Raw genomic sequence first — 25,991 nt, forward strand, 5'->3', positions numbered from 1 at the left:
GAAGGCCTGCTTGTTGAGCGAGACGTCGATGCCGAGCTACTGCCCGATGAGCCGGCCGAGCTCGGGATCGAAGCCGACCGCACGGTTGGTCTCGTCGTACATCGCCATCGGCGGGAAGGGGATGTCGACGGCGATGTCGATCCGCCCTTTCTCGACGATCTCCTCCGGCAGCAGCTCGGTGAGCGCAGCGTCGGTCGTCGTGCTGATCTCATCGCCGACGGGCAGACCGTCATCGGCGCCCGACCCGCTCGCGGCGCCGGCTCCCGAGGTCGTCGTGTTCGAGCAGCCGGTGACGACCAGCGCGAGCGCGGCCGCAGCTGCGAGCAGGGTGAGGGATGTCTTCTTCATGGGGGTCCTTCGTCGTTGGAGGAGGATGGGGGTCGGAGGGCGCGGCGGACGCCGCGCCCGGCGTCAGTCGCGCGCGCCGAGCACCGGCTCGTGCAGGCGCAACAGGTCGTCGTAGGTCTCGCGTCGGGTGACGAGGCGGGCCCCCCGTCTCGCACGAGCACGATGGCGGGCTTGAGGGCGCCGTTGTAGTTGTTCGCGAGGGTGTAGTTGTAGGCGCCCGTGCCGGGCATCACCACGAGGTCGCCCACCCGCGCCGCGGGCATCGGGGCGCCGTCGATGAACAGGTCGCCCGACTCGCACTGGCGACCGACGAGCTGCACCGTCTCGGTCCACGGCTCGTCGATGCGGTCGGCGAGCAGCGCCTCGTAGCGCTGCGCGGTGAGGGCGATGTCGAGGTTGTCGGCGAGGCCTCCGTCGATCGCCACGAAGACGTCGCCCGTGCGCTTCACCGACACCACGCGGTACAGGGTGACCCCCGCGCGCGACGACCGATCGGCCCGGCTCGATCATGAGGCGGGCGTCTGCCGGCAGGTGCTCGCGAGCCGCGGCGACGATCGCGTCGAGGTACTCGTCGACGGACGGCGGGGTCTCGTCGTAGGTGTACTGCACCCCGAGCCCGCCGCCCACGTCGTAGGTGCCGAAGGTGCCGACGGTCGAGATGTTGGCGACCGCCTCGGCGAACTGCCGGGTGTTCAGGATCTGCGAGCCGATGTGCAGGTGCACCCCTTCGAAGTGCATGAGCGGGTGCGCCTGCATCCGGGCGATGGCCCGCTTCGCCTGGTCCATCGGCAGGCCGAACTTCGACTTCGCGCCGCCGGTCGCCTGGGAGGCGTGGGTCTCGGCCTCGACGCCGGGGATCACTCGCAGGAGCAGGGCCTGCGGGCGCTCGAGCAGCCGCTCGAGCCGATCCAGCTCGTCCTCGTTGTCGACGATGATCGCCCCGACGCCCGCCTCGAGCGCCATGCGGAGTTCGGCGTCGGTCTTCGCGTTGCCGTGGAAGTGGAGCTTCTCGGGCCGCACGCCGGCCGCGAGCGCGAGCCGCAGCTCGCCACCGCCTGCGACGTCGACCGAGAGGCCCTCCTCGTGCGCGATGCGGTACATGCCCGGCACCGGCAGCGACTTGGAGGCGAAGAGCACCTCGGAGTTCGGCCAGCGCTCGGCGAGGCCGTCGATGAAGCGGCGGATCTGGCGCCGCAGCCCGGCTTCGTCCATGATGTGCAGCGGGGTGCCGTACGTCTCGGCGAGCTCGGTGACCCCGACGCCGCCGATCGCGAGCTCGCCGCCGCGCGGGCCGTCGATGCGAGCGGACTCCTCGGGGAGGATGCTCCAGAGGTCATCGAGCCTGGTGCCGTCGGGGGCGGTGCGGGCAAGCGTCTGTGTGTGGGCCACTGGGATCTCCGTTCACGTCGTCGTGACACCCACTTTAGGCACCTAGGCCCCCGCCTATATTGTGGTTTTCTTATATATTTACGGCATGGAATCCAAGATTTCGACAAGTCCTGCGGACGGTGCGCTGCGACTCGAGGCCCTGGTCTCGGAGCTGGGCCCGCACACGGCGACCGCGGTCGGCGCAGACCCGGCCGGCCGCACCGTGCGCGCCGCCGAGTTCCACGACGCGCTCGAGGAGCTGCCCGACGAGCCCGACACGCTCCTCCTGGCCCCCTCGACCACGCAGGCCGCGGCGGCCGAGTTCGAGGCGCTCGCCGTTCTCGCGGCGCGACTCGGCTACGCCGCCATCGCGCTGAAGTGCCGCGACGCCGACGTCGACGCGCTGGCGGGGATCTCGCGCCGCACCGGAATCCCCCTCATCCGCGTCGGCGAGCGGGTGAGCTGGCGCATCTTCGACGCGCTCATCGCCCAGCTGCTCGGCGAGCACCGCTACAGCGAGGACACCCACCGCGACCAGGGCGCAGAACCGCTCTTCGCGCTGGCGAACGAGCTCGCCGAGTTCTTCGGCGGATCCGTCGCCATCGAAGACCTCGGCCGTCGCATCATCGCCTACTCCTCAGTGCCCGGGCAGGTCATCGACCGCCTCCGCACCCAGGGCATCCTCACCCGGAAGGTGCCGGACTCCCCGTTCAACGACGACCAGTACCGCACCGTGCTCCGGTCGACGGAGCCGATCAAGTACCCGCGCCTCGACGACGAGGAGCCGCGCGTCGCCTTCGCCATCCACGCCGGCACCCTGCCCCTCGGCACCGTGTGGGCGATCGATGCGAGCGGCGCCCCGGAGCTCACCGCCGAGCAGGAGGAGCGCATGCGCACCGCCGCAGCCCTCGCCGCATCGCACATGCTCGACGACCTGCGCGTGCGACGCGCCACCCAGCAGCCCCGCGAGGACCGGTTTCGCACCCTGCTCGACGGCGACGACGCCGGCGGCTCGGAGTTCGCCGAACTCGGCATCTCCGAAGAGCACGGCGCAGAGCTCCTCGTGTTCTTCCCCGAGCAGCGCGAGCACTCGCCCCTCCCGGCGCAGCTGCGCTCCCTCCTGCAGCGCCACCTCGTGCTCCAGCGCCCCGAGGCGGTCACGGCCGTGCGCGGCGGCCGCGTCTACGCGCTCGTCGAGCACGCCGGATCCCGGTCGCCGCGAGATCTCGTCGAGCCCGTACTGCCGGTCATCGACCGGCTGCTCGGGCCCGGCGTGCGCGTCGCGCTGCCGGGCGTCGCGTCGAGGCCCGGCGAGATCGCACCGCTGCGCGACCTCGCGACACGCCTCTTCGACGTCGCGCCCGCGGCGCCCGCCGACGCGCCCGACGCGCGCCTGCTCACCGTCGAGGCCCTGCGACCCGCGCTCGTCTTCGAGCGGGCCGCCGCCCTCTTCGCCGAAGCCTCCGAACTGGGGTCGCCGGCGATCGGGCTCCTGCGCGAGACCGACCCCCTCGTGGCCGACACCCTCATCGCCTGGTGCGGCGCCTTCGGCAACGTCGCTCGCACGGCGCGCGAACTCGGCATCCACGAGAACACGGTGCGCTACCGCCTGAAGCGGGCGCACGAGCACCACGGCGTCGACCTCTACGATCCGGATACGCTGCTCGCAGCGTGGCTGCAGCTGCGCTGCGGAGTCGGGGCCGTCTGACCCGAAGGAACCCGCGAGGGCGCGGTGCGCTACTCGGCGCGTGCGATGCGCGTCATCTCGTCGCGCGGCACCACCTTGACGCGGGTGCGGCCGGCCTGCTCGCCGAGGCCGAGCTCGTGGTCGTCGAGCCGGTGCCAGCCCTCGATCGTCGTGTACGGCACCTCGCGCGCGTGCAGCAGCTCGGGGATCGCCTCCGCCTCGGGAGCCTCGGGCTGCCACCAGTTCGCCCGATCCTCCATGAGGCACTCGAGGGTCTCCATGGCGTCGCTCTTCGTGTGACCGATGAGACCGACCGGTCCGCGCTTGATCCAGCCCGTCGCGTAGACGCCGGGGATCTGCTCGCCCTCGAGATCCTGCACGCGGCCCTGCGCGTTCGGGATCACGCCGCGGGCGTCGTCGAAGGGGATCTCGTCGAGCGGCGAACCGAAGTAGCCGACCGCGCGGTAGAGCGACTGCATCGGGATCACCTCGAACTCGCCCGTGTCGATCACGCCGCCCTGCCCGTCGGGCGCGGTGCGCTCGACGCGCAGGCCGGCCACGCGACCGTCTTCGACGACCACCTCGACCGGCTTCGACCAGAAGTGCAGGTGCAGGCGGCGCGACGCCGGCTCGACCTCGCCGGCCTCGCGCTGCTGCTGCTCGGCCCGCCACTTGTCCATGATGCGGGTCATCACCACGACCTGCTTGTTCTTCGAGAGCGTCTCGTCGGCGTAGGCGTCGTCGACGTCGAAGTCGCGCTCGTCCACCACCATGTCGACGTCGCGCACCTCGCCGAGCTCGCGCAGTTCGAGCGGCGTGAACTTCACGTACTTGGGGCCGCGGCGGCCGAAGAGGTGCAGCTCCTCGATCGGGTTCTGCTTGAGCCCCGCGTACACGTTGTCGGGGATCTCGGTGGGCAGCAGGTCGTCGGCGTGCTTGATCAGCATGCGCGAGATGTCGAGCGCCACGTTGCCGTTGCCGACGACGCCCACCTCGCGCGCCTCGAGCGGCCAGGTGCGGGGCACGTCGGGGTGCCCGTCGAACCAGCTCACGAAGTCGGCGGCGCCGTAGGAGCCCTCGGCGTCGATGCCGGGGATGTTCAGCGAGGCGTCGCGGATCGCGCCCGTCGCGAAGATCACCGCGTGGTAGTGCTTCTTGAGGTCTGCCAGCGTGATGTCCTCGCCGTAGCGCACGTTGCCGAAGTAGCGGATGTCACCGCTGTCGAGCACCTCGCGCAGCGCGGTGATGATGCCCTTGATGCGCGGGTGATCGGGCGAGACGCCGTAGCGCACGAGGCCGTACGGCGCCGGAAGCTGCTCGAACAGGTCGATCTCGACCTCGAAGTCGCGCTCCGCCTTCAGCAGCAGATCGGCGGCGTAGATCCCCGCCGGCCCTGCCCCGACGATCGCCAGTCGCATCTTGCTCATTCTCAGCCTTCCCTGTTCACGATCGAATCGGCCATGCGCTCGAGCGCGCGCCGCACCGAGGTCTTCGGCAGCACCTCGAGCACGGCCTTCGCATCCTCGGCCCAGCGGTGCGCCGTGGCCTCCGTCTCGCGGGTCACCTCGTGGGCCCGCAGCTCTTCGACCTCGGGGTCGAGCATGGCCGGATCCGCGCCCTCGCGGATGGCCGAGACGCCCGTCTCGATCCTGCCCAGCAGCTCGGCGTCCGAGGCGCCGCCCGCCGCGGCCCGCTGCTGCAGCAGCAGCAGCGGCAGCGTCGCGACACCCGCGCGCAGGTCGGTGCCGGCGCGCTTGCCCGTCTGCTCCTTCTTCGGAGACAGATCGATCACGTCGTCGATCAGCTGGAACGCCACGCCGATGCGCTCGCCGTACTCCATCACCGGGTCGGCGTACTCGGCCGGAGCACCGCCGAACATCACGCCCATGCGGGCCGCCGTCGCGATCAGCGCGCCCGTCTTGTCGGCGAGCACCTGGATGTAGTGCTCGATCGGCTCGTCGCCCGGCTGCGGTCCCACCGTCTCGTGCAGCTGGCCCAGGCAGAGGCGCTCGAAGGTGCGCGCCTGCAGCAGGATCGCCTCCTCGCCCATGCCGGAGACGAGCGTCGAGGCTCGCGCGAAGAGCAGATCTCCGGCGAGGATCGCCACCGAGTTCGACCACACCGTCTGGGCCGCCGGCACCCCCCGGCGCAGCTTCGCGTCGTCCATCACGTCGTCGTGGTACAGCGACGCCAGGTGCGTCATCTCCACCGCCTGCGCGGCGCGGCGCACCTGCTCGTTCGGGCCGCTGCCGAGCTCGCTCGTGAGCAGGGTCAGCATGGGTCGGATCCGCTTGCCGCCGGCCTCCATGAGGTACCGCGCAGGCGCGTCGGCTACCGGCGACGCGAAGCGCAGGTGCTCGGTCAGCTCGGACTCGATCAGCTCGAGCTGCTGCTGCAGCTCCTTCGCGTGCCGGCGATCCTGCACGCCACGGAAGAGGCGCATGGGCAACGCCTGGGTCGCAGTGTCTTCGGCCATGGAACGGCTCACTGGGTGGCTCCGCCCTTCGGGGTGTCGGTCTTCGAAGCGTCGGTCGAGGCCCTGGATACGAAGCCGCGGTGCAGCGCCACGATGCCGAAGGTGAGGTTGCGGTAGGCGACGCGGTCGAGGCCGGCCCCGCGCATCCACCGGCAGAGCTCGGCCTGATCCGGCCACGCCTCGATCGACTCGTTGAGATAGCGGTACGCCTCGGCCGCCTCGCGGTTGATGAGGCCCGCGATGCGGGGCAGCACATGGCGGCCGTACCACTGGTAGGGACTCCGGATCAGCGACGACGGAGGCGTCGAGAACTCCGCGATCACCACCCGCCCGCCCGGCTTCACGACGCGGCTCATCTCGGCGAGCGCCTTGCGCGGATCGCTCACGTTGCGCAGCCCGTAGGAGATGGTGGCCGCGTCGAAGCTGTCGTCGTCGAAGGGCAGCTGCGTGGCGTCGGCCCACACGAAGTCGATCAGGTCGTTATCGGCGTGACGGCGGCGCCCCTCGGCGAGCATGCCCTCCGAGAAGTCGGCGGCCGTGACGTGCGCGCCGTGCGCGGCCAGAGCGGCCGACGAGGTGCCCGTGCCCGCGGCGAGGTCGAGGATCCGCATGCCCTTGCGCGGGGCGATCGCACGAGTCGTGGCGATGCGCCACAGCCGGTCGTTGCCGACGGTGAGCACGTCATTGATCAGGTCGTAGCGAGGGGACACCTCGTCGAACATGGCTGAAACATCGGCCGCATGCTTGGTCTCGGTGTCGGGTCGGGTCACCCCTCCATGCTAGTCCTTCGCACCTCGGGACTGGCATGGAGCCCGCCGCCGTCCGACACCGCGCGCGATGCCCGCGCGAACCGCACGCGCTCGCGCGTTCGCCCGGGCCGACTCGTGGCGTCGTCTCCGCGGAGAGCGTCGGCCCGGTCCGGGCGCCTCGGCGGCACCCAGGCCGAGCCGGTAGATTGGTGCGGGTGACGAGCGATCCCGAGGTGCCCCGGCTGCGTGCGGTGACCCGCAGTCTCGCCGGCATCCCGGATCTGCTCTCCCTCGCCGACCCGCAGCGGCCCATGCTCTGGCACCGCGACGACCGCGGCAGCGTCGGCCTCGGCGAAGTGCTGCGCCTCGGCTTCCGCGGGCCGAACCGCTTCCGCGACGCCGCCGAGCACTGGCGCCGCCTCGCCGCGGCCGCCGAGATCGACGATCCGGTGGGTCTGCCCGGCACGGGCCTCGTCGCGCTCGGCGCCTTCGCCTTCGACGACCGCAGCACCGCCGAGAGCGTGCTGGTGGTGCCCCGCCTCGTCGTGGCCCGGCATCGCGACGCCGCCTGGATCACCGAGATCTCGAGAGTCGACGAGGCAGGGGGCTCCGAGATCACGGGCGTCGAAGCCCCCGGCGTCGAAGTGCCCGGTGCCGAAGCCCCGGGCTCCCCTGCGCGATCGTCGGCGCCCGAGCTCCCCGCCGCTGCCGCGCCAGGCGAGTGGCGGGGCACCGCCTTCGCGCCGCGGGCCCTCCCCCACGGCAGCGGGCGGTCGACGCGCGACTCGGTCGACGCCTACATCTCGGGCGTGCACGAGGCGGTGGAGCGCATCACCCGAGGCGAGGCCGAGAAGATCGTGCTCGCCCGCCAGATCGAGGGGCGCGTCGAAGCCGGGGCCGATCTGCGGGTGCCGCTGCGGCGGCTCGCCGAGCGCTACCTCGACTGCTGGACCTTCGCGGTCGACGGCCTCGTCGGCGCGAGCCCCGAGACGCTGATCCGCTCGACGGGCGGCGCCGTCTCCGCCCGCGTGCTCGCCGGCACCCGCGCCAGGCACGACGACGACCCGCAGCGCGACGCCCGCGCCCGCGCCCAGCTGCTGACGAGCGCGAAGGAGCAGCACGAGCACGCCTTCGCCGTGCAGAGCGTGGTGACGGCGCTGTCGCCCCACGTTCGCGATCTGCGCACGAGCGAGGAGCCCTTCCCGCTGCGCCTGCCGAACGTGTGGCACCTCGCGACCGACCTCGGCGCGACGCTCGACGAGCTCAGCTCGGCGATCGAGCTGGTCGGCGCACTGCACCCGACCGCCGCCGTCGCGGGCACGCCGACCGCGGCCGCGGTCGAGTCGATCGCCGAGCTCGAGCCCTTCGACCGCGGCCGCTACTCGGGCGCCGTCGGCTGGATCGACGCCGCCGGCGACGGCGAGTGGGTGATCGCGCTGCGGTGCGCGCAGCTGGGCGAGCCCGCCGCCGACGGGTCGCGCCCGATCGTGGCGAGCGCCGGCGGCGGCATCGTGGCGGGCTCGGATCCCGAGCACGAGCTCGGCGAGACGGTCTCGAAGCTGCGCCCCATCACCGAGGCCTTCGCCGAGTAGGCTCCGCGCCTCGCCCCTCGGCGGGGTCAGGCCGCCTCGGCGTGCGGAAGGCTCAGGCGGGCCAGCGCATGCCGGCGGTGCGCTCGATGCGGGCGCGCTCGGCCGCGACGTCGAAGTCGGCCTCGGGCCACCGCGGATCGATCCGCTGCAACTCCGAGATCACGATGCGCTGCACCGCGGCTCGCGCATACCACTTCGCGTTCGCCGGCACCACGTACCAGGGCGCCCGCTCGGTGGCGGTGCGCTCGATCGCGATGCCGAAGGCGTCCATGTATTCGGGCCAGAACTCGCGCTCGTCGACGTCGCCCGCGTTGTACTTCCAGTGCTTCTCGGGGTCGTCGAGACGGGCGAGCAGGCGCTCGGCCTGCTCCTCGGGAGAGATGTGCAGCATGATCTTCACGACGCGCACGCCGTCGTCGACGAGCCGCCGCTCGAAGTCGACGATCGCGCCGTAGCGGCGCTCGATCTCCTCGGGAGGCGCGAATCCGCGCACGCGCTGGATCAGCACGTCCTCGTAGTGCGAGCGGTCGAACACGCCGATCATGCCGGGCGCGGGCACGCGCGGCTCGATCCGCCACAGGAAGTCGTGGGCGCGCTCCTCCTCCGTGGGGGCCTTGAACGCCGAGAGCGCGAGCCCGTAGGGCTCGACCTGGCTGAACACGTGGTTCACGATGCCGCCCTTGCCCGCCGCGTCCATCGCCTGCAGCACCACGAGCAGCCGGTCGCGCGCCCCGAGCCGGCTCTGGGCGAAGAGCTTCTCCTGCAGGCCGCGCAGCTGCTGCGCCGAACGGACCAGCTCTTCGATCCCCTCCCGCTTGCGGGCCTCGGTGCCGGGTTTCGCGTCGGGATCCACGTCGCGCAGGTCGAAGCCGGGCCCCACCCGCAGCAGCCGCGTCACATCGTCGGTCCAGAATCCCCCGGTCATGCGTCCTCCTCCGTCGGCGTCCCCTCCACTGTATGCCCGCCGCGCCGTCGGACCGTCCTCGCCGCCGCGCCGTCGGACCGTCCTCGCCGCCGCGGCGCGCGCCTCCCGCTGGGAGTATCGCCCGCAGCCGCGCTCCGACGGAGCTATGGCGCCAGCGGAATCTCGACGAGGCTCGGGCCCGTCACCGGCTCCGTGAGCAGGTTCTCGAGCTCGCCGCGCGTGGCGACGCAGCGGTACTCCCAGCCGTAGGCGCGGGCGAGCGACTCGAGATCGGCCCGCTGCGGCGTGCGCATCACACGGGTGAAGAGCTCGGGATCGGCCGCACCGGCGACCTCGAGGCCGTCGAAGATGGTTCCGCCGCCGTCGTTGCCGACGAAGAGCTGGATGCGCGGGGTCGGCTCTCCCTCGGGCAGCAGCAGGGAGCCCGCGTCGTGCAGCAGCGCGAGGTCGCCGATCAGCACGCGCGTGGTGCCAGCGGCCCGCGCGGGATCCGCGTCGCCCTGACTGGCTGCGGCGATCCCGAGCGCCGTCGCGACCGTGCCGTCGATGCCGGCGAGGCCGCGGTTGGCGTGGACGTCGACCTTGCGCGCGGCGGCGAGGCCGTCGAGCACCCGCACGAGTCGCGAGGCGGCGAGCACCAACCGGTCGTGCGGCCAGGTGGCGCGCCACACGCTCTCGACGAGCAGCTCTCGCGAGATCGGCTCGCGCATCGCGGCGACCTCGGCGCGCGCATACGCGCTGCGCTCCTTGTAGCCGGTGGCGAGGGCCGCCTCGAGGTCGGGCTCGTGCACGGTGGTGCGCTCGCGCAGCAGCTCGCGGTCGGCCAGCACCCAGGCCCCCAGCCAGCGGCGCAGCGCGCGCGGATCGTGATCATCGGCGACCCGCACGCGCGGCACGACGCGGGCGGCGCGGGCGGGATCGTAGTGATCGGCGCGGGGGTGCGGATCGACCACGACCACGTCGACGTCGTCGCGTCGAAGCAGAGCGGGCACCTGGCGGGTGAGCGTGGGGTGGCCGAACACGACGGCCTGCTCCACGAGCTCGCCGAGGGGCGGGCCGTCCTCGCGCGGAGCGGTGAGCAGGGTGGCGTAGGCCGCGATCGTCTCGCGCCCGAAGCGCGAGCCGCTCACCACCTCGGCGAGCAGCGGCAGCCCCGCGGCGTGGGCGAAGGCCTCGGCCTCGGGTCCCGCGCCCTCCCCCGCGATCACCACCGCGAGTGCGTCGCCCCGGTGCACGTAGGCGTCGGCATCCGCGGAGTCGACTGCACCGTCGCGCGGCGTGACCGACGCGGCCCGGATCGCCGACCCCTCGTCGGCGGCGACCTCGAAGCCGCGGCCGATCATCGCGTCGAAGCCGCGCGTTCCCGAGAGCGGCTCTCGGAACGCGATGTTGAGCTGCACCGGACCGGCGGGGGCCGCTCCCGGCGCCCCGAGCGAGGCCCGCAGCGCGGCCTGGGCGAGGGCGCCGGGGTCGCGGCCCGGATCCCGCGGCAGGTCGCCGCCCGCTTCGAACTCGGGAGCGGGCACATCGAGTGACAGGCGGGCGACTGAGCCGAAGAGGCCGGCCTGGCTCGTGGTCTGATTGCTGCGGATGCCGCGCAACTCGTCGGGGCGGTCCGCGGTGATGAGCATCAGCGGCACCCGGGCCTCATGCGCCTCGAGCACCGCGGGGGACAGGTTGGCGACGGCCGTGCCGCTCGTCACGATGACCGGGGCGGGCACCCCCGTTTCACGTGCAACGCCCAGCGCGAAGAACGCCGCCGAGCGCTCGTCGAGGCGCACGTGCAGACGGATCGCGTCGGCCCGCTCGGCCGCGGCCGCCGCGAGGGCGAGCGCCTGCGAGCGCGACCCCGGGCACACCACGATGTCGCGCACGCCGCGGCGGATCAGCTCTCCGAGCAGTTCCACCGCGAACACCGAAGACGCGGCCGGCCCCGCGGGGGCTCCCGACCCGTCACCGCCAGGCGAGCCCGAGCCGTGCGGCCCGGCGCTCACTTCTGCGCCGCGTCGTCGTCGGGGCCCGGCTGCTCCTCACCGCGCGGCTCGGCATCGGGATCGGATGCCTCTTCGCCCGGGAACTTCTCGTCGTCGAGCTCGCGCAGCCGCTGTTCGAGATCGCGCATGTGCGAGTCGAGGTCGGCCGACGACATGCGGGTCCCCGCGAATCGAGGGTCATCGTCGGGCGCAGCAGGCCGCTTGGCCGGCGTCGCCCCCTTGCCGATCATGAACCAGAGCACCCCGCCGATCACCGGCAGCAGCACCACGAGCACGACCCACACGGGCTTCGAGACGCCGCGCGCGCGCGATCCATCAGTCATCGCCGCATCGACGAGAGCGTACAGCGTGAACGCCACGGCGATGACGATCCCGATAATCACGAATCGCACCATACACCCATGGTACCGATCCCGACTGTGTCGATTCCGACCCTTGATTCGGGCGGCGGGAGCACTGCCGATTCCCGATCCCGTCTCCCCTCCGTCATCCGAGCGCATCGACGGGAGCACCCGCCGGCCCCTCGGCGACGGCTCAGCCGCCGCCGGTACACTCGTGCGGGTGAAGACCCCCCGCTCCGCCTGGATCACCTACACCGCACTGCGCCTGCTGTTCTTCGCGGCACCGTTCGCCCTCATCTACGCGCTGGGGCTCTCGCTGCAGTTCTCGATGATGCTGTCGGCGCTCATCGCTGCGGTGCTGTCCGCGCTCATCAGCGTGTCCCTGTCGGTGCTGCTGCTCTCGAAGCCGCGCGAGGCGGCGTCCGAGAGCATCTACGAGTGGCGCAACCGCGAGCGCACCGCCGACGACATCGTCGAGGACGAGGCGATCGAGGCCTCGGAGACCGCCGGCCCCGTCTCCGACGCGGGCACCCCGGCCGAGACCGAAACCCCTGTCGCGGAGACCGCAGCGGACGCCCGGGCGGCGGAGGCGACCGGCACCGCGGTCGCCGATGACGAGACGGATGCCGCGCGCCCCGAGCGCGCCTAGCGTCCGCAGCCGTCGGACGTCGCCGCCCGCGACGCGCACCGGCACTCGCGGCCGGCACCGGCCGGCCGGCACCGCTGAGAGCCGAGCCCGGCCCCGAGCCCACCCTCGACGTCGGTGGTGCGCAGTAGCGTTGAACCGTGAGCGAGACGACGGCGCAGAAGGCGCCCCGGTGGAGCGTCCTCGGTCGCGACGACGACGGCGCCGCGACCGTGATCGACGTGCGCGCCGACGGGTCGCGCGGCGAGCCCGTCCCTGTCGAGCCGCACGACCTGACCGGCTTCATCGCGCGGCGCGAGCGCAGCGCCTCACCGCCGCGCTGGGTGTGGAGCGACGCCCCGAGCTGGTATCCGCAGCTGCTCGCCACCGGGGTGCGGGTGGAACGGTGCCACGACCTGCGGCTGTCGCACGCCATCCTGCGGCGGTCGGAGCTGGTGCGCGAGCGCGGAGCCCTGCTCGCGGCAGAGGAGTGGGACGCGGCGCCGGGTCTCGAGGCCGAAGAGGCGCCCGAAGACTCGGCGCTCTTCGAGTTCGAGGGGGCAGGCGCGGCCGCGCCCACCGTGCCGCACGATCCCGAATCGGCGAGCGCCGAGTTCGAACGGCAGCTGGCGGCGATCTCGTCCAGCGCCGACCCGAACCGGCTGCGCCTGCTGCTCGCCGCCGAATCGGCCGGAGCGCTCGTTGCCGTCGAGATGCGATCAGCCGGGGTGCCCTGGGACGCCGCCGAGCACGACCGCCTGCTGCGCGAGCAGCTGGGCCCGCGCCCCGCCGGCGGCGCGAAGCCGGCGAAGATGCTCGCGCTGGCCGACGAGGTGCGCGCGGCGCTCGCCCAGCCCGAGGCGAGCCTCGACTCCCCGCCCAAGCTGCTGCGCGCGCTCAAGCGGGCGGGCATCGACGTCGAATCGACCTCGCAGTGGGAGCTCATGGAGATCGAGCACCCGGCGATCGAACCGCTGCTGCGCTACAAGAAGCTCTCGCGCCTGCTGACCGCCAACGGCTGGGCGTGGATCGACGAGTGGGTGCGCGACGGCAGGTACCGACCCGTCTACGTGCCGGGCGGCGTGGTCACCGGACGATGGGCGTCGAGCGGCGGGGGCGCTCTGCAGGTGCCGCGCGGGCTGCGCCCCGCCCTGCGCGCCGACCCCGGCTGGATGCTCGTGTCGGCCGACGTCGCACAGCTCGAGCCGCGCGTGCTCGCCGCGATGTCCGGAGACCGGGCGATGGCCGCCGCGGGCTCCGGCAAGGATCTCTACTCCGGCATCGTGCAGAGCGGCCTCGTCTCGACGCGGCAGGAGGCGAAGTTCGCGGTGCTCGGCGCGATGTACGGCTCCACCACGGGCGACAGCGGTCGGCTGGTGCCTCGACTGCGGCGCGGCTTCCCCGCCGCGATGCGGCTGGTGGATCGGGCCGCCGAGGTCGGCGAGCAGGGCGGCACGGTCTCGACCTGGCTCGGTCGCTCGTCGCCCGTCCCCGGCGCCGAGTGGACCGAGACGCAGTCGCTCGCGAGCCTGCCCTCGGCCACGCCGCGTGACGAGGCCCGCGCCTGCCGCGCCGCCCGCGACTTCGGGCGCTTCACCCGCAACTTCGTGGTGCAGGGCACGGCCGCCGAGTGGGCGCTCGCCTGGCTCGCGGAGCTGCGCCTCAGGCTCGCCGCCATGCCCGCCGCGGCGCCCGCCCCCGCGACGGCGTCGGGCCCGGTCTTCGAGTACCGCCCGCACCTCGTGTTCTTCCTGCACGACGAGGTCATCGTGCACGCCCCGAGCGAGCAGGCTCAAGCCGTCGCAGACGCCGTGCGGGCCTCGGCCGAGGCAGCGGGTCGGCTGCTCTTCGGCGAGACCCCCGTCGACTTCCCGCTCGACGTGCGCGTCGCCGAGCGGGCGAGCAAGGAGTGAGCACCCCGGCCGGCGAAGCGGCGAGAGCGCCTCAGAAGGCGAACGCGACGCCCACGAGCACGCCGTAGACGAGCGCCGCGAGGCTCGTGAGCTGCAGCACGAGGATCAGCTCGCGCGGGGTCTTCGCCGTGATCGCGATGAGCACGCAGGGCGCCACGATCAGCAGCACGAACCACACGAGCACCATGCCGGGGTTCACGAAGCCGTAGAGCGCCGGCACCGCGAACGGCAGCAGCACGCAGACGATGTAGAGCGCGCGCGAGGCGCGGTCGCCCATGCGCACCGCGAGGGTCCTCTTGCCCGCGAGACGGTCGGTGGGGATGTCGCGCACGTTGTTGATCACGAGCACGGCCACCGCGAAGAAACCGACGCCTGCGCCGGTCACCCACGCCTCCTGGGTCTGCACGTCGGTCTGCAGGTAGACCGTGCCCACGGTCGCCACGAGCCCGAAGAAGATGAACACCATCACCTCGCCGAGACCGGCATAGCCGTAGGGCCGCTTGCCCCCCGTGTAGAACCAGGCGGCGAGGATCGCGAGCACACCGAGCGCCAGGAACCACCAGCGCTCGCTCAGCACCACCGCCACCAGCCCGGCGACCGCCGCCAGCGCGAAGAACACCAGCGCGGTCGCGAGCACCCGCTTCGGGTTCACGAGGCCCGATCCCGTGAGCCTGGCCGGGCCGACCCGGAACTCGTCGGTGCCGCGGATGCCGTCGGAGTAGTCGTTGGCGTAGTTCACGCCGATCTGCAGGAACACGGCGACGGCGAGCGCGAGCAGCGCGAGCGGCAGCGAGAAGCCCTGCACCATGTGCGCGACGCCCGAGCCGGCCGCCACCGGGGCGACCGCCAGCGGGAGTGTGCGCAGGCGCGCACCGCCCACCCAGTTGCGCCACGTGATGCGCGGCGCCTCGCCCGAGCTCACCTGCCGTTCGGCGGCCGCCCGCACCGCGGGGTTGCCCGATCTGCGCCGATCCTTCGCGTTCACTCCTGCTCCTCCCCCGCGGCGATCCGGGTCTCCCGGAAGCTCGCCCGCAGCCGATTCAGCCACTCCTCGATCGCCCGCAGATCGGGCTTGCCGCCCGCGAGGCGCGGCAGCTCGTCGGTCTCGGTGGCCCACTCGGGGGCGGCCGCGGGGCCGAGGCGATCCCGGATCGCGGCGCGCACCTCCTCGAAGGCAGCGCGCGAGGCGCCGCTGCGCGACGGAACCGTTGCGCCCGCGGCCTCGACGGCCGGGGTCTCGACCACGAGGCTCACACGCTCCCCCCACTCCGGGTGCGGTGTGCCCACCGCGACCGCGCTCGCCCAGCCCTCGAACTCGCGCACCGCGCGCTCGACCTCGTCGAGCGACACGTTGACGCCGCCCGAGATGATCACCCGGTCGATGCGGCCCGTGACCGTGAGCATGCCGCCGAGCAGCTCGCCGGCGTCGCCCGTGCGATACCAGCGGGTCGCCGATCCGTCGCGATCCCGATCCTCGACGAACCGCTGCGCGGTGAGCTCGGGATCGCCCACGTATCCCAGTGCCAGCGACGAACCGGCCAACTGCACCTCGCCCCCTCGGATTCGCACGCGCGTATCGCCGATCTCGACCCCGTCGTAGACGCAGCCGCCCGCCGTCTCGGTCATGCCGTAGCTGCGCTTCAGCGCGACCCCGAGCTCGTGCGCCCGTCGGCGCATCTCGAGCGTCACGGCCTGCCCGCCCACCAGCACGGCGTCGAAGCGGCGCAGCGCATCGGCGGCATCGAGATCCCGCTCGGCCAGGTCGAGCAGGCGCGAGAACTGCACCGGCACGAGCGACACGTAGCGGCGACGGGTCTCGAGCCCGTCGGCGGCCTCGAGCAGCGCCGCCGGGTCGAAGCCGCCCGCGACGTCGAAGAAGCGCGGCGCGATGCCCGACACCTCACTGCGCACCAGCATCTGCAACCCCGAGATCAGGTGCGCCGGCAGCGCGACGAGCCACTGGCCGTCACCGCCCAGCCGCTCGTGCGTCGCCTCGGCGCCCGCGCGCAGCGCCCCGGCCGACAGCGCGACCGCCTTCGGCACACCCCGCGAACCCGAGGTGCGCACCACGACGGCGGTGCGCTCGGGCAGCTCGGCGCCCTGCAGCGCTTCGATCGCCTGCGCATCCGCCTGCTCGTCTGCGACCGGGAGGATGGGGGCGCCGCCGCTCAGCGCGTCGCCGAGCGCGGCCATGAGCCAGGCTCGATCATCGGTGGGGATGGTGCGGAGTCCGTTGGGCGCAGTCACCGTTCCAGGCTACTCGCTCGGCCTGGGCAGGGACGGGCGCGGCTCGGGGCACGGCCCCCTGGGGATGAGCAGCGTGAGCACCGTCGCCACCGCCGCCGCCGCGATCGCGATCCAGAAGCAGGTCGCGAACGCGCCCGCCGTGGGCACCGCGCGGCCCTCGTGCTCCACGCTCATCGCCGCGAGCACACCGCCCATCACGGCCGACGCGCTCGACGTGCCGACCGAGCGGAACAGCGCGTTCAAACCGTTCGAGACGCCCGTCTCGTGCGCCGGCACCGCCCCCATGATGATCATCGGCATCGCCGCGAACGAGAACGCGATCCCCACGCCGATGATGGCGTTCGCGACCACGATGTGCCAGACCTCGCTCGACCACAGCAGCACGAACACGTAGGCGATCACGATCGACGACGTGCCGACCGTGAAGAGCGGCCGCGGCCCGAAGACGCGCTCCAGCTTGCCCGAGAGCGGAGACAGCACCATCATGATGAGGCCGGCCGGCATGATGCAGATCGCCGCCTCGAGCATCGTGAGGCCGAAGCCCGCACCGGTCTCGCGCGGCATCTCGAGCAGCTGCGGGAACGTCACGTTGGATCCGAAGAGCGAGAACCCCATGCCGATCGCGGCGAGGTTCGTCAGCAGCACCGTCGGGCGGGCCGCCACGCGAAGATCGACCAGCGGGTCGCTCGTGCGCAGCTGGTAGACGCCCCACACCAGCAGCACGACCACCCCGACGCCCATCGAGCCGAGCGCGAGCGGCGAGCCCCACCCCCAGTCGGCCCCGCGCGACACGAACAGCAGCAGCCCGGTCAGCCCGATCGCCAGCCCGATCGCACCCACCACGTCGAGGCGCCCGCCCGAGATGAGCGTGTCCTCGGGCACCGCGACCACCACGGCCGCGATGCCGAGCGCACCGAGCCCCGCCGACATCCAGAACAGCGCGTGCCAGTCGGCGTTCTCGGCGACCAGCGCGGCGAGCGGCATGCCGACGGCGCCGCCCACGCCCATCGTGGCGCTCATGAGCGCCACCGCCGTGCCGAGCCGTGCGGGCGGGAGCACGTCGCGCATGATTGCGATCCCGAGCGGGATCACACCGGTCGTGATGCCCTGCAGGCCGCGCCCGATGATCACGCCGATGATCGACGACGAGAGCGCCGCGACCAGCGAGCCCACGATCAGCGCCGCGAGCAGCACGAACACCACGCGCCGCTTGCCGTACATGTCGCCGAGCCGCCCCGAGATGGGCGTCGCCACCGCCGCCACGAGCAGCGTGATCGTCACCACCCAGGTGGTGTCCTCGCGCGACGCGTGCAACAGCTCGGGCAGCTCGCCCTGCAACGGCACGACCAGCGTGAACATGAACGCCGAGGTGAGACCCACGAACGCGAGTGCGCCGACAGTCGCCCAACCCGGTGGTCGTCTGCTGAGCCTCGTCATCACCTGCAAGGCTACACCGCCTGCTCGCGCCCCGGTCGCCGGGGTGGGGTGGGGTGGGGTGGGTTGGGTTGGGACGGGGTGCGGGGTGGGGTCGGGGCGGGGTCGGGGCGGGGGGACGGATCGGAATTGCGGTGCCGGAGTGGGGGCGGGTGCGGGAGGTGGTGGCAACCCGATCCCCCACCTCCAGGTGCACCGATCGACGCTCACACACCCCGATTCGCCAGAAACCGGTGCCGGACGATCGATCGGTGCGGCAGGAGCGGTGGACGGGCGGGAGGCAGACTGATCCGCGGGCCCGACGCGCGGATCCGGGGCGCGGATCCGGGGCACGAGGCGCGGGTTCGACACGCGAGACGCGGATCCGACACGCGTGTTCGGGGCGCCGGGGCACAGCGGCCCCGGCGGCGCGGCGACCCGACAGGACCCGACCTCCACGCCCCGACGGTGCCGACCCGCGCGACCTCTCCCAACCCACGCGCACCCATCGACGCTCACACACCCCGATCCGCCCGAAAGCGGTGCTTGAGGGTCGATCGGTGCGGCAGGGGGGTGGACGGGCGCGAGGCAGGTCAGAACACCGGCCTGGAGCGCAGACTCCGAGCGCCGACCTGAAGCACTGACCTGAAGCGCCGACTCCGAGCATCGGGCCTGAAGCACCCGCTCGGCACGCCAACCCGACGCAACTCGCGCCCGGGCGGGCGAGCACCGCGCCGGAGCGCCAGCGAGGACTAGTAGTGGTACGGGAACGGGCTCCAGTCGGGCTCGCGCTTCTCGAGGAACGAGTCGCGCCCCTCGACGGCCTCATCGGTGCCGTAGGCGAGACGCGTGGTCTCACCGGCGAAGAGCTGCTGGCCCACGATTCCGTCGTCGACGGCGTTCATCGCGTACTTGAGCATGCGGATCGCGGTGGGCGACTTGCCGAGGATGGTGCGCGCCCACTCGATGCCGGTGCGCTCGAGCTCGTCGTGCGGGACGACCTCGTTGACCGCGCCGATCTCGCGGGCGCGATCCGCGTCGTACTCGCGGGCGAGGAAGAAGATCTCGCGCGCGTTTTTCTGCCCGACCTGGCGGGCGAAGTAGGCGCTGCCGTAGCCGGCGTCGAACGAGCCCACGTCGGCGTCGGTCTGCTTGAACTTCGCGTGCTCGCGGCTCGCGATCGTGAGGTCGCACACCACGTTGAGCGAGTGCCCGCCGCCCGCCGCCCAGCCGGGCACGAGCGCGATGACGACCTTCGGCATGAAGCGGATGAGCCGCTGCACCTCGAGGATGTGCAGACGGCCGGCACGGGCCTGCGCCTCGGGCCCCACGGTCGTCTCGGAGTCGCTGTACTTGTAGCCGTCGCGGCCGCGGATGCGCTGATCGCCGCCCGAGCAGAACGCCCAGCCGCCGTCGCGCGGCGAGGGCCCGTTGCCGGTGAGCAGCACCACGCCCACACGGGGGTTCACCCGCACCCGCTCGAGCGCGTCGTAGAGCTCGTCGACCGTGTGGGGGCGGAACGCGTTGCGCACCTCGGGCCGGTCGAAGGCGATGCGCGCGATTCGGCCGTCGAGGCTGAGGTGCGCGGTGATGTCGGTGTAGCCTTCGGCCCCCGGTGCGGTCTGCCATTCGGCGGGGTCGAAGAGGTCGGAGACGGGGCGAGGCGGTTCGTGCTGCGCGCCCTGCGGGGAGGGTGATGCGGACGAACTCTGCGGAGGCTGCTGCGTCATGCCCCCAGCCTACTTGCGCGGCTTCTTCGGCCTGGGGGCGGGCAGCGCCGCCGCCGTCAGGTCGATGAGCGCGGTGAGCCACTCGCGGTCCTCCCAGCGGTCGCCGCTCACCCGGAAGTAGAGCTTCGATCCCGGATAGGCGGGCGCCTCATCGGGATCGCCGAGGTACCCCCGGCCGGCGTCGGTGGGTTTCACGAACAGCTCGTCGTCGCACACGAAGGCGACGGGCTTGTCATCGCAGTACAGGCAGTACTCACCGAACATCTTGCGGCTGCGGATGGTGGGCAGCGCGCTCAGCTGGTCGGTGAGGAACTCGACGGTCTCGGCCCGGGTGCTCATGCCGCCAGGGTACCTCCCTCACCCGTCGCGCAGTAGATGATCCGCTGTTCGGATGAGTTCCCCGCCATCCGTCCGTACGGCGGCGGATCCACTGCGCGTCGAGCGCACGAGGTGGGAGGATCGGAGCATGAGTGATGCCCCCGATCCCGAGACGGCCGCCCTCCCCCCGCTCGACGAGGTGCTCGCGGCACTGCGCGTGGTCGCGATCCCCACCCGCACCCGGTTCCGCGGCATCTCGGTGCGGGAGGCGGCGATCCTCGATTCCCCGCTGGGGGCGAGCGAGTTCTCGCCCTTCCCCGAGTACGGTGACGGCGAGGCGTCGGCGTGGCTCGCGGCCGCCCTCGACTTCGGCTGGCGCGAGCAGCCGGCGCCGTTGCGGGATCGCGTCGAGGTGAACGCGACGGTGCCCGCGGTGGCGGCGGATCGTGTGCCCGAGATCCTCGCCCGCTTCCCGGGATGCCGCACCGCGAAGGTGAAGGTCGCCGAGCGGAGTCAGGATCTCGCCGACGACGTGGCGCGGGTGCGGGCGGTGCGCGAGGCGATGGGGCCGGATGCGCTCGTGCGCGTGGACGCGAACGGGGGCTGGGGCGTCGACGAGGCCGTGACGGCGCTGCGTGCGCTCGCCGAGTTCGACCTCGACTACGCCGAGCAACCGTGCGGAGGCGTCGACGAGCTGGTCGAGGTGCGGCGGCGGCTGAGCACGGGCGATGCCGGTGAGATACCCGATCCGCTGCTCGGCGAAGCCACTGCAACCTCGGGATCAACGGTCCGCACCTCACCCCTCGTGCGCATCGCGGCCGATGAGAGCGTGCGCAAGGCGGCCGACCCGCTCGCGGTGGCGCGGGCCGGCGCGGCGGATCTGCTGATCGTGAAGGCGCAACCGCTCGGGGGCATCCGACGCGCGGTCGGGATCGTGGCCGAGGCCGGTCTGCCGGTGGTCGTGTCGAGCGCGCTCGACACCTCGGTCGGCATCGCGATGGGGCTGCACCTCGCGGCGGGGCTGCCGCTCGCCGAGCGCGACGGGGCGCAGGGTGCGGTGCTCGCCGGCGCGTGCGGCCTCGGCACGGTGGCGCTGCTCGAGGGCGACGTGTGCTCCGATCCGCTGCTGCCGCGCGACGGCGCGATCGAGGTGCGGCGCCCAGAGCTCGATCCCGAACTGCTCGCCCGTTACGCGGCTCCCGCCGCGCGCGAACGGTGGTGGCGGGAGCGCGTGGCCCGCTGCCACGCGCTGCTCAGCGCCTCCCGGTGATCGCAACCGCGCGGCGAGCACCGCGGGCGGGCGCTCAGCCTTTGAGCCCCGGGAAATCCTCCTCGCGCCACTCGGTGGCGATCCGCTGCCCCTGCCGGTGCGCGGCCAGCTCGCGCTCCCGCAGCTCGACTCGGCGGATCTTGCCCGACGAGGTCTTGGGCAGTTCGAAGAACTCGACCCGGCGCACGCGCATGTAGGGCGGCAGAGCGGCTCGGGCGTGAGCGAGGATCGCGCGGGCGGTGTCGGCGTCGGCGGAGGCCCCGGCGGCGAGCGCGACGTACGCCTTCGTGACGTTGAGCCGGGTGTCGTCGGGGGCGCCGACCACGGCGGCCTCGGCCACGAGCTCGTGTTCGATGAGCGCGCTCTCGACCTCGAAGGGGGACACCTTGAAGTCGCTCGACTTGAAGATGTCGTCGGTGCGCCCGACGAAGGTGAGCACCCCCGTCTCGGGATCGCGCTGGGCGACGTCACCCGTGTGGAAGAGCCCACCCGAGGTCGCTCTCTCGGTCGCCTCGGGATTGCCGAAGTAGCCGGGCATGAGGTTCTTCGGCCGCTCGGGGGTGAGCCGCAGGCAGATCTCGCCCTCCTGCGTCTCGGCTCCGGTGAGCGGGTCGACGAGCACCGCGTCGACGCCGGGCAGCGGGATGCCCATGGCGCCCGGCACGATGGGGTCACCCGGCATGTTGGCGATCAGGGCGGTGGTCTCGGTCTGGCCGTAGCCGTCGCGGATGTCGAGGCCCCACCATTCTCGGATGCGGGCGATCACCTCTGGGTTGAGCGGCTCGCCTGCCGAGAGCAGTTCTCGGAGCGCGCGCGGCTTGCGGTCGAGGCGGTGCTGGATGAGCATGCGCCACACGGTGGGCGGCGCGCAGAAGGTGTTGACCCCTGCGCGGTCGAGTTCGGAGACGAAGTGCTCGGCGTCGAAGCGCGTGTAGCCGAGCACGAAGATGGTGGCGCCCACGTTCCAGGGCGAGAAGAAGCTCGACCAGGCGCGCTTGCCCCAGCCGGGTGCGCTCACCACGGAGTGCACGTCGCCGGGGCGCACCCCGATCCAGGCCGTGGTGGTGAGGTGCCCGAGCGGGTAGCTGGTGTGGGAGTGCTCGACGATCTTGGGCAGGCTCGTGGTGCCCGAGGTGAAGTAGATGAGCGAGGGATCAGCGCTGGCGGTGGTGTGCGGGATCACCGCGAGCGAGGCGGCGCTCGACTCCTCGTAGCGCAGCCAGTCGAAGAGGGCGGCGCGCTGGTCGCGGTGCGCCTGCTCGAGACCGACGCCGACGCGCCCGTAGTCGCCGGGCACGTCGGCGAATTTGAGGGCGTCGTCGGCCGCGGCGAACACCCAGCGCACGCGGCCGCGCTCGATGCGGTCGCGCAGTTCGTGCGCGCCGAGCACCACGGAGGTGGGCAGGATCACGACGCCGAGTTTCAGGGCGGCGAGCATGATCTCCCAGAGCTCGATGCGGTTGTCGAGCATCAGCATCGCGACGTCGCCCTTGCGCGCGCCGATGCCGCGCATCCAGTTGGCGACCTGGTCGGAGCGTCGCTTCATCTGCGCGAAGCTGCGCTTCTGCTCGCCGCCGTCGGCGTCGACGATCCACAGCGCGGTGTCGTCGTTGCCCTCGGCGATCACATCGAAGACGTCGTGCGCCCAGTTGAAGCTCGGCCCGACGTCGGGCCATCGGAATTCGGCGCGGGCGCGGGCCGGGTCGCCTGCGAGGTCGAGCAGTTGGTCGCGGGCGTCGAAGAATGCGCGCGTGGCGTCGATGTCGGTCATGGTCACTATTCTGCCCTTCTCTTCAGCCCCTCGACCGGGATGCGCGGCGCGACGCGGGCCGGAAGCCGGTTTCGGGTCGCCGCACGCTCACCGCGGGGTCGGTTTCGGCGGTGCGGCGCCTGAGTGCGAACACGAGCTGCACGATCACGGCGGCGAGCATGAGACCGCCCATCGCGACACCGAGCCCGCCGCGGACATCGCTACCGCTCATGGTGGGCACCACCCAGAAGAAGAGCACGCACTGCGCGAGCGCCGCGACTGGGATCGCGACGAAGGAGATCGCGGCCAGGGAGAGGCTGGTGCGGCGGCCGGTGCGCACGAGGAAGGCGATCACGCCGACCGAGGCGGCGACGACTGCTCCGGCCAGGGCGAGCAGCGCGGTGAACGGCAGCCGGTAGGAGTTGAGGTATCGCCCGTAGGCCCCCGCGTCGACCCGCGCGAAGGTGCCGGGTGCGAAGTCGAGTCTGGCGCCGAGGTCGGTGTTCTGGTTGAGCTCGTGTTTGCCGAGCCAGGAGTTGAGGTCGGGGTCGACTGCGAACGGCTCGGCGGGCTCTTCGAGCGCGCTCGAAGAGCCGGGGCGCGACTTGACCTCGTCGACGTCGAGTTCGACGACGAGGGCCGCGTCGTCGCGCCGCTGCTGCGAGCCGATCCGCAGTTCGTGCGCGCCGCTGCGGTCGTCGTAGACGCGGTTCTCGTAGACCCAGGGCCGCATCCAGTTGCCGTGCTCGCCCGGCTGCTTGCGCAGGTCGTGGTCGGAGACGATCCAGCCGGCGTCGACGATCTCGTCGACGAGATCCGGTGCGACCACGAGCTGCACCCGGATGGGCCGCACCGGCGATCTGCCGTCGAAGTAGGCGCCGGCCGTGGTGTAGTACTCGTCGTCCCAGAAGGAGTAGAGGGCGGTCCAGCGCACCTGCTCGACCGGGCCGCCCGCCTTCGGGGCCTCGACGGCGGCGTCCGAGAGCGTGTACTCGATCTCGATCTCGTGCGTGCCGTCGAGCACCTGCTCGAATTGGGTCACGACCGCCAGGCTCTCGCGCTGCGGCACCTCGCGGAACGGAGCGGGGTCGCCGTCGATGCGCACGGACCCGACCTCGACGCCGAGCCGCTGGCCGAGGCGCGCGCTGGGCCACTCGCGGGCGAACTGCGGCACTCGCGAGGCCGAGCCGTCGAAGCGCACGGTGTTCGTCTCGGTGACGCTCAGCCGCGCGCGGCCCGATTCGTCTCGTGAGAGCTCCGCCTCGATCTCGAAGCCCTGCACCTCGGAGTAGAAGGTGCCCGGCAGCTCATCGTGCCTGGTGACACGATCGATCGAGCTGTCGTACGGGGGCGGTTGCGCGGAGACCGTGAAGATGGATCCGGCGAGCACGAAGATCGCGGCGACGATCGCGAGCAGGGCCGGGGCCGAGATGAAGTGGTCGGTGCGCCATCCGCGGCCGGGCTCGTCGTCTCCGGTCTCGCCGGCGGCGTGCAGCACGACCGCTCGGCCGGCGTCGCGGGCTCCCTCGAAGAGCAGCGCGTACGGCAGCAGCGGGTCGTCGAGCGGGCCGCGATCCCGCAGCCGGGTCGCCCGTGCGAAGACATCGATGCCTTTGAGCTGCTGCACCGCGAGCGCGCCGTCGCGGGTGAGCGGCCGGGGCCGCCACACGGCCGCAACGGTGACGACGGCGAGCAGCGTCGAGGCCATCACGAACGCGAACGGCCACCACACGACCAGCAGGACGACCTGATGCGACAGCTGCCGCAGCAGCCCCCACTGCACGAGCGCGATGGCGACGGGCGCGAACAGGAACACGTCTCGCACGTAGCTGTCGGGAGCCCAGCGCAGGCCACGGGCCTCGACGGCGCCGCTCAGCCTCCAGCGCGCCCTCCACTTCCACATCGACGGCAGGTTGCCGAGGCGCCCTGCGCGATGCCCGGCCCGGGCTGCACGGGCGATCCAGCGCGCGCGAGCCGCACCCCCGGTCTTGGGCCTCGAACGGCCGCGGCTGGCCGACGCGGGCGGGCGCTCGAGCGCGTTCATCAGCTCGGCGTGCCGCGGCCGTCGCAGCAGCTGCGCCGCGAACTCGGGGGTGATGCGCTCGGGCGGCTCGCTGCGCGACAGATACCAGGGGTCTCCGGCGCTGTCGGCCCAGACGACGCGGCGCGCTGCGAGGGAGAAGAGCAGCAGCACGGCGAGCAGGGCGAGCGGCAGCAGCGGTCCGTAGCTCTGCACCCAGAACAGCGTCGTCTTCGGCGGCAACTCGAAGGTGCCCTCGCGGAAGCTCGCGTCGACCCAGATGTCGGCGTTGGGCGGCAGCGTGTCGTCGTTCGTGAAGGAGTAGCGCACGCCCTCGGCAGACTCGCCCTCGGGCGTCAGCCACTCGGTGTCGCTGATGAGCAGCCAGCCGACGTAGGCCCGCGGCTGACGCACGAGGGCATCATCGAGTTCGGGGGCGAGCGCGAGCGAGACCTCGATGCCCTTCGTCGCCTGCGGCCACGTGGGCGCGAAGAGCGGCCACGACAGCGCATCGACGGTGCGGCCGGTCGCCTCGTCGAGTTCGGGGGCGATGAGGTGGTGCAGGTCGTAGGCGATCGTGATGCGCTGCTGCCCCGCGAAGCGCTCGCCGTCGGGCCTCGTGAGGCGCACCGTGGTGGTGGTCGCCGCCGGTTCGACCGCTGCCGTGGCCGCTTCGCCGTCGACGGTGGCGGCGTGCAGGGCGAACTCGACGTCGTGGCCCTCGAACTCCGTGACGATGGTGCGCTCGACCGCCGCCTCGGGCCCGTTCCTGAAATCGGCGGTGTAGCTCTCCTCGACGCGCGCGACGAACGCACCCTGGTCGTCGCGCTCGACGACGTAGTCGACCTCGACATCGCGCGCGATCCAGTCGACCTCGTCGACCTTCGCCGACGCGATCACGTCGTCGAAGTCGAGGGGCTCGTTGATGACCGGCCCGACGAGCAAGAAGACGCCGATCGCCGCGATCAGCCCGCACGCGAGCCGGATCACCCATCGCAGCGAGACGCCGCCGACCGCCCGCAGGCGGGCCTCGACGGCCGTGAGCACGCCGGCGAGCCATCGGAAGAGCGCGGTGTGCTCGGGCCGCGGATCGGGGATCCTGCCCGTGTTCAGCAGCTCGGGATCAGACGCGTCGAGGTCGAAGGGGTCGAAGCGCTCCGATCGCTCATCGTCGTGGTGCGGCGTCTCTCGCATGCTTCGACCCTAACGACGACCACCGACACTC

Annotated in this window: 20 protein-coding genes and 1 pseudogene; 5 read left to right on the plus strand and 16 right to left on the minus strand. The window is 72.4% G+C overall.

From position 1 onward, the window contains the following. Positions 1-36 precede the first annotated feature (36 nt). The 3 genes and pseudogenes from Leucomu_RS15605 to Leucomu_RS15615 form a co-directional block, all read right to left on the minus strand. Complete coding sequence (locus Leucomu_RS15605; protein ID WP_228407111.1) at positions 37-348, minus strand: transporter substrate-binding domain-containing protein; 312 nt, start codon at positions 346-348, stop codon at positions 37-39. Beyond that, complete coding sequence (locus Leucomu_RS15610; protein WP_323368323.1) at positions 345-806, minus strand: hypothetical protein; 462 nt, start codon at positions 804-806, stop codon at positions 345-347. The genes Leucomu_RS15605 and Leucomu_RS15610 overlap by 4 nt, the downstream gene beginning before the upstream one ends. Positions 807-888: 82 nt before the next feature. After that, a pseudogene (locus Leucomu_RS15615) lies at positions 889-1,560 on the minus strand (diaminopimelate decarboxylase family protein); the annotation flags it as partial. Positions 1,561-1,822: 262 nt separating this feature from the next. Between Leucomu_RS15615 and Leucomu_RS12770 the strand changes: the two are divergent. After that, positions 1,823-3,424, plus strand: a complete 1,602-nt coding sequence (locus Leucomu_RS12770; RefSeq protein WP_128387449.1) for a PucR family transcriptional regulator — start codon at positions 1,823-1,825, stop codon at positions 3,422-3,424. A 29-nt stretch (positions 3,425-3,453) separates the two neighbouring features. On the opposite strand, the gene Leucomu_RS12775 is transcribed toward Leucomu_RS12770, so the two are convergent. From Leucomu_RS12775 to ubiE, 3 genes are read right to left on the minus strand one after another with little or no spacing between them, the layout of a single operon-like run. After that, positions 3,454-4,830, minus strand: coding sequence for an FAD-dependent oxidoreductase (locus tag Leucomu_RS12775; RefSeq protein WP_128387450.1), 1,377 nt, complete (start codon positions 4,828-4,830; stop codon positions 3,454-3,456). Between the two features lie 2 nt (positions 4,831-4,832). Next, positions 4,833-5,879 carry a polyprenyl synthetase family protein gene (locus Leucomu_RS12780; RefSeq protein ID WP_128387451.1) on the minus strand — a complete coding sequence of 349 codons (1,047 nt, stop codon included), beginning with the start codon at positions 5,877-5,879 and terminating at the stop codon, positions 4,833-4,835. Between the two features lie 8 nt (positions 5,880-5,887). Then, positions 5,888-6,649 carry a bifunctional demethylmenaquinone methyltransferase/2-methoxy-6-polyprenyl-1,4-benzoquinol methylase UbiE gene (gene ubiE / locus Leucomu_RS12785; protein WP_128387452.1) on the minus strand — a complete coding sequence of 254 codons (762 nt, stop codon included), beginning with the start codon at positions 6,647-6,649 and terminating at the stop codon, positions 5,888-5,890. Positions 6,650-6,843: 194 nt separating this feature from the next. On the opposite strand from ubiE, the gene Leucomu_RS12790 reads away from it, so the two are divergent. After that, complete coding sequence (locus tag Leucomu_RS12790; protein WP_017883775.1) at positions 6,844-8,220, plus strand: isochorismate synthase; 1,377 nt, start codon at positions 6,844-6,846, stop codon at positions 8,218-8,220. 52 nt (positions 8,221-8,272) lie between these two features. Here Leucomu_RS12790 and Leucomu_RS12795 read toward each other — a convergent pair whose 3' ends face one another. The 3 genes from Leucomu_RS12795 to Leucomu_RS12805 form a co-directional block, all read right to left on the minus strand. Then, positions 8,273-9,145 carry a PPK2 family polyphosphate kinase gene (locus tag Leucomu_RS12795; protein WP_017883776.1) on the minus strand — a complete coding sequence of 291 codons (873 nt, stop codon included), beginning with the start codon at positions 9,143-9,145 and terminating at the stop codon, positions 8,273-8,275. A gap of 143 nt (positions 9,146-9,288) precedes the next feature. Continuing rightward, the gene (menD, locus tag Leucomu_RS12800; protein ID WP_128387877.1) at positions 9,289-11,061 is read right to left on the minus strand and encodes a 2-succinyl-5-enolpyruvyl-6-hydroxy-3-cyclohexene-1-carboxylic-acid synthase; all 1,773 of its coding nucleotides are present in this window, start codon (positions 11,059-11,061) and stop codon (positions 9,289-9,291) included. A 74-nt stretch (positions 11,062-11,135) separates the two neighbouring features. Next, positions 11,136-11,534: a PLDc N-terminal domain-containing protein gene (locus tag Leucomu_RS12805; RefSeq protein WP_017883778.1), complete on the minus strand. Its 399-nt coding sequence runs from the start codon at positions 11,532-11,534 to the stop codon at positions 11,136-11,138. 166 nt (positions 11,535-11,700) lie between these two features. Between Leucomu_RS12805 and Leucomu_RS12810 the strand changes: the two genes are divergently transcribed. Together Leucomu_RS12810 and Leucomu_RS12815 are read left to right on the plus strand one after the other, a co-directional pair. After that, positions 11,701-12,129 carry a DUF4229 domain-containing protein gene (locus Leucomu_RS12810; protein WP_164884564.1) on the plus strand — a complete coding sequence of 143 codons (429 nt, stop codon included), beginning with the start codon at positions 11,701-11,703 and terminating at the stop codon, positions 12,127-12,129. 137 nt (positions 12,130-12,266) lie between these two features. Beyond that, positions 12,267-14,018, plus strand: a complete 1,752-nt coding sequence (locus Leucomu_RS12815; protein ID WP_128387453.1) for a bifunctional 3'-5' exonuclease/DNA polymerase — start codon at positions 12,267-12,269, stop codon at positions 14,016-14,018. Positions 14,019-14,049: 31 nt separating this feature from the next. Here Leucomu_RS12815 and Leucomu_RS12820 read toward each other — a convergent pair whose 3' ends face one another. The 5 genes from Leucomu_RS12820 to Leucomu_RS12840 all read right to left on the minus strand — a co-directional run bounded on the left by Leucomu_RS12820 (position 14,050) and on the right by Leucomu_RS12840 (position 19,747). Continuing rightward, positions 14,050-15,003: a 1,4-dihydroxy-2-naphthoate polyprenyltransferase gene (locus Leucomu_RS12820; protein ID WP_164884565.1), complete on the minus strand. Its 954-nt coding sequence runs from the start codon at positions 15,001-15,003 to the stop codon at positions 14,050-14,052. Next, a complete protein-coding gene (locus Leucomu_RS12825) occupies positions 15,000-16,265 on the minus strand; it encodes an AMP-binding protein (protein WP_228407112.1) in 1,266 nt (421 codons plus the stop codon). The genes Leucomu_RS12820 and Leucomu_RS12825 overlap by 4 nt, the downstream gene beginning before the upstream one ends. A gap of 9 nt (positions 16,266-16,274) precedes the next feature. Beyond that, entirely contained in the window at positions 16,275-17,702 is a 1,428-nt protein-coding gene (locus tag Leucomu_RS12830; RefSeq protein WP_128387455.1) for an MFS transporter, read from the minus strand. A 728-nt stretch (positions 17,703-18,430) separates the two neighbouring features. Then, positions 18,431-19,408, minus strand: coding sequence for a 1,4-dihydroxy-2-naphthoyl-CoA synthase (locus tag Leucomu_RS12835; RefSeq protein WP_017883784.1), 978 nt, complete (start codon positions 19,406-19,408; stop codon positions 18,431-18,433). A gap of 9 nt (positions 19,409-19,417) precedes the next feature. Beyond that, positions 19,418-19,747, minus strand: a complete 330-nt coding sequence (locus Leucomu_RS12840) for a TfoX/Sxy family protein (protein WP_128387456.1) — start codon at positions 19,745-19,747, stop codon at positions 19,418-19,420. 127 nt (positions 19,748-19,874) lie between these two features. Here Leucomu_RS12840 and Leucomu_RS12845 point away from each other — a divergent pair, with 127 nt between their 5' ends. Beyond that, complete coding sequence (locus Leucomu_RS12845; RefSeq protein WP_128387457.1) at positions 19,875-20,996, plus strand: o-succinylbenzoate synthase; 1,122 nt, start codon at positions 19,875-19,877, stop codon at positions 20,994-20,996. Positions 20,997-21,030: 34 nt separating this feature from the next. Here the strand turns inward: Leucomu_RS12845 and Leucomu_RS12850 are convergent, their stop codons facing one another. Both Leucomu_RS12850 and Leucomu_RS12855 read right to left on the minus strand, forming a co-directional pair. After that, positions 21,031-22,767 carry an AMP-binding protein gene (locus Leucomu_RS12850; protein WP_128387458.1) on the minus strand — a complete coding sequence of 579 codons (1,737 nt, stop codon included), beginning with the start codon at positions 22,765-22,767 and terminating at the stop codon, positions 21,031-21,033. 22 nt (positions 22,768-22,789) lie between these two features. Beyond that, positions 22,790-25,960, minus strand: coding sequence for a hypothetical protein (locus tag Leucomu_RS12855; protein WP_128387459.1), 3,171 nt, complete (start codon positions 25,958-25,960; stop codon positions 22,790-22,792). Positions 25,961-25,991 lie beyond the last annotated feature (31 nt).

The organism is Leucobacter muris (assembly GCF_004028235.1).
GTDB classification, from domain to species: domain Bacteria; phylum Actinomycetota; class Actinomycetes; order Actinomycetales; family Microbacteriaceae; genus Leucobacter; species Leucobacter muris.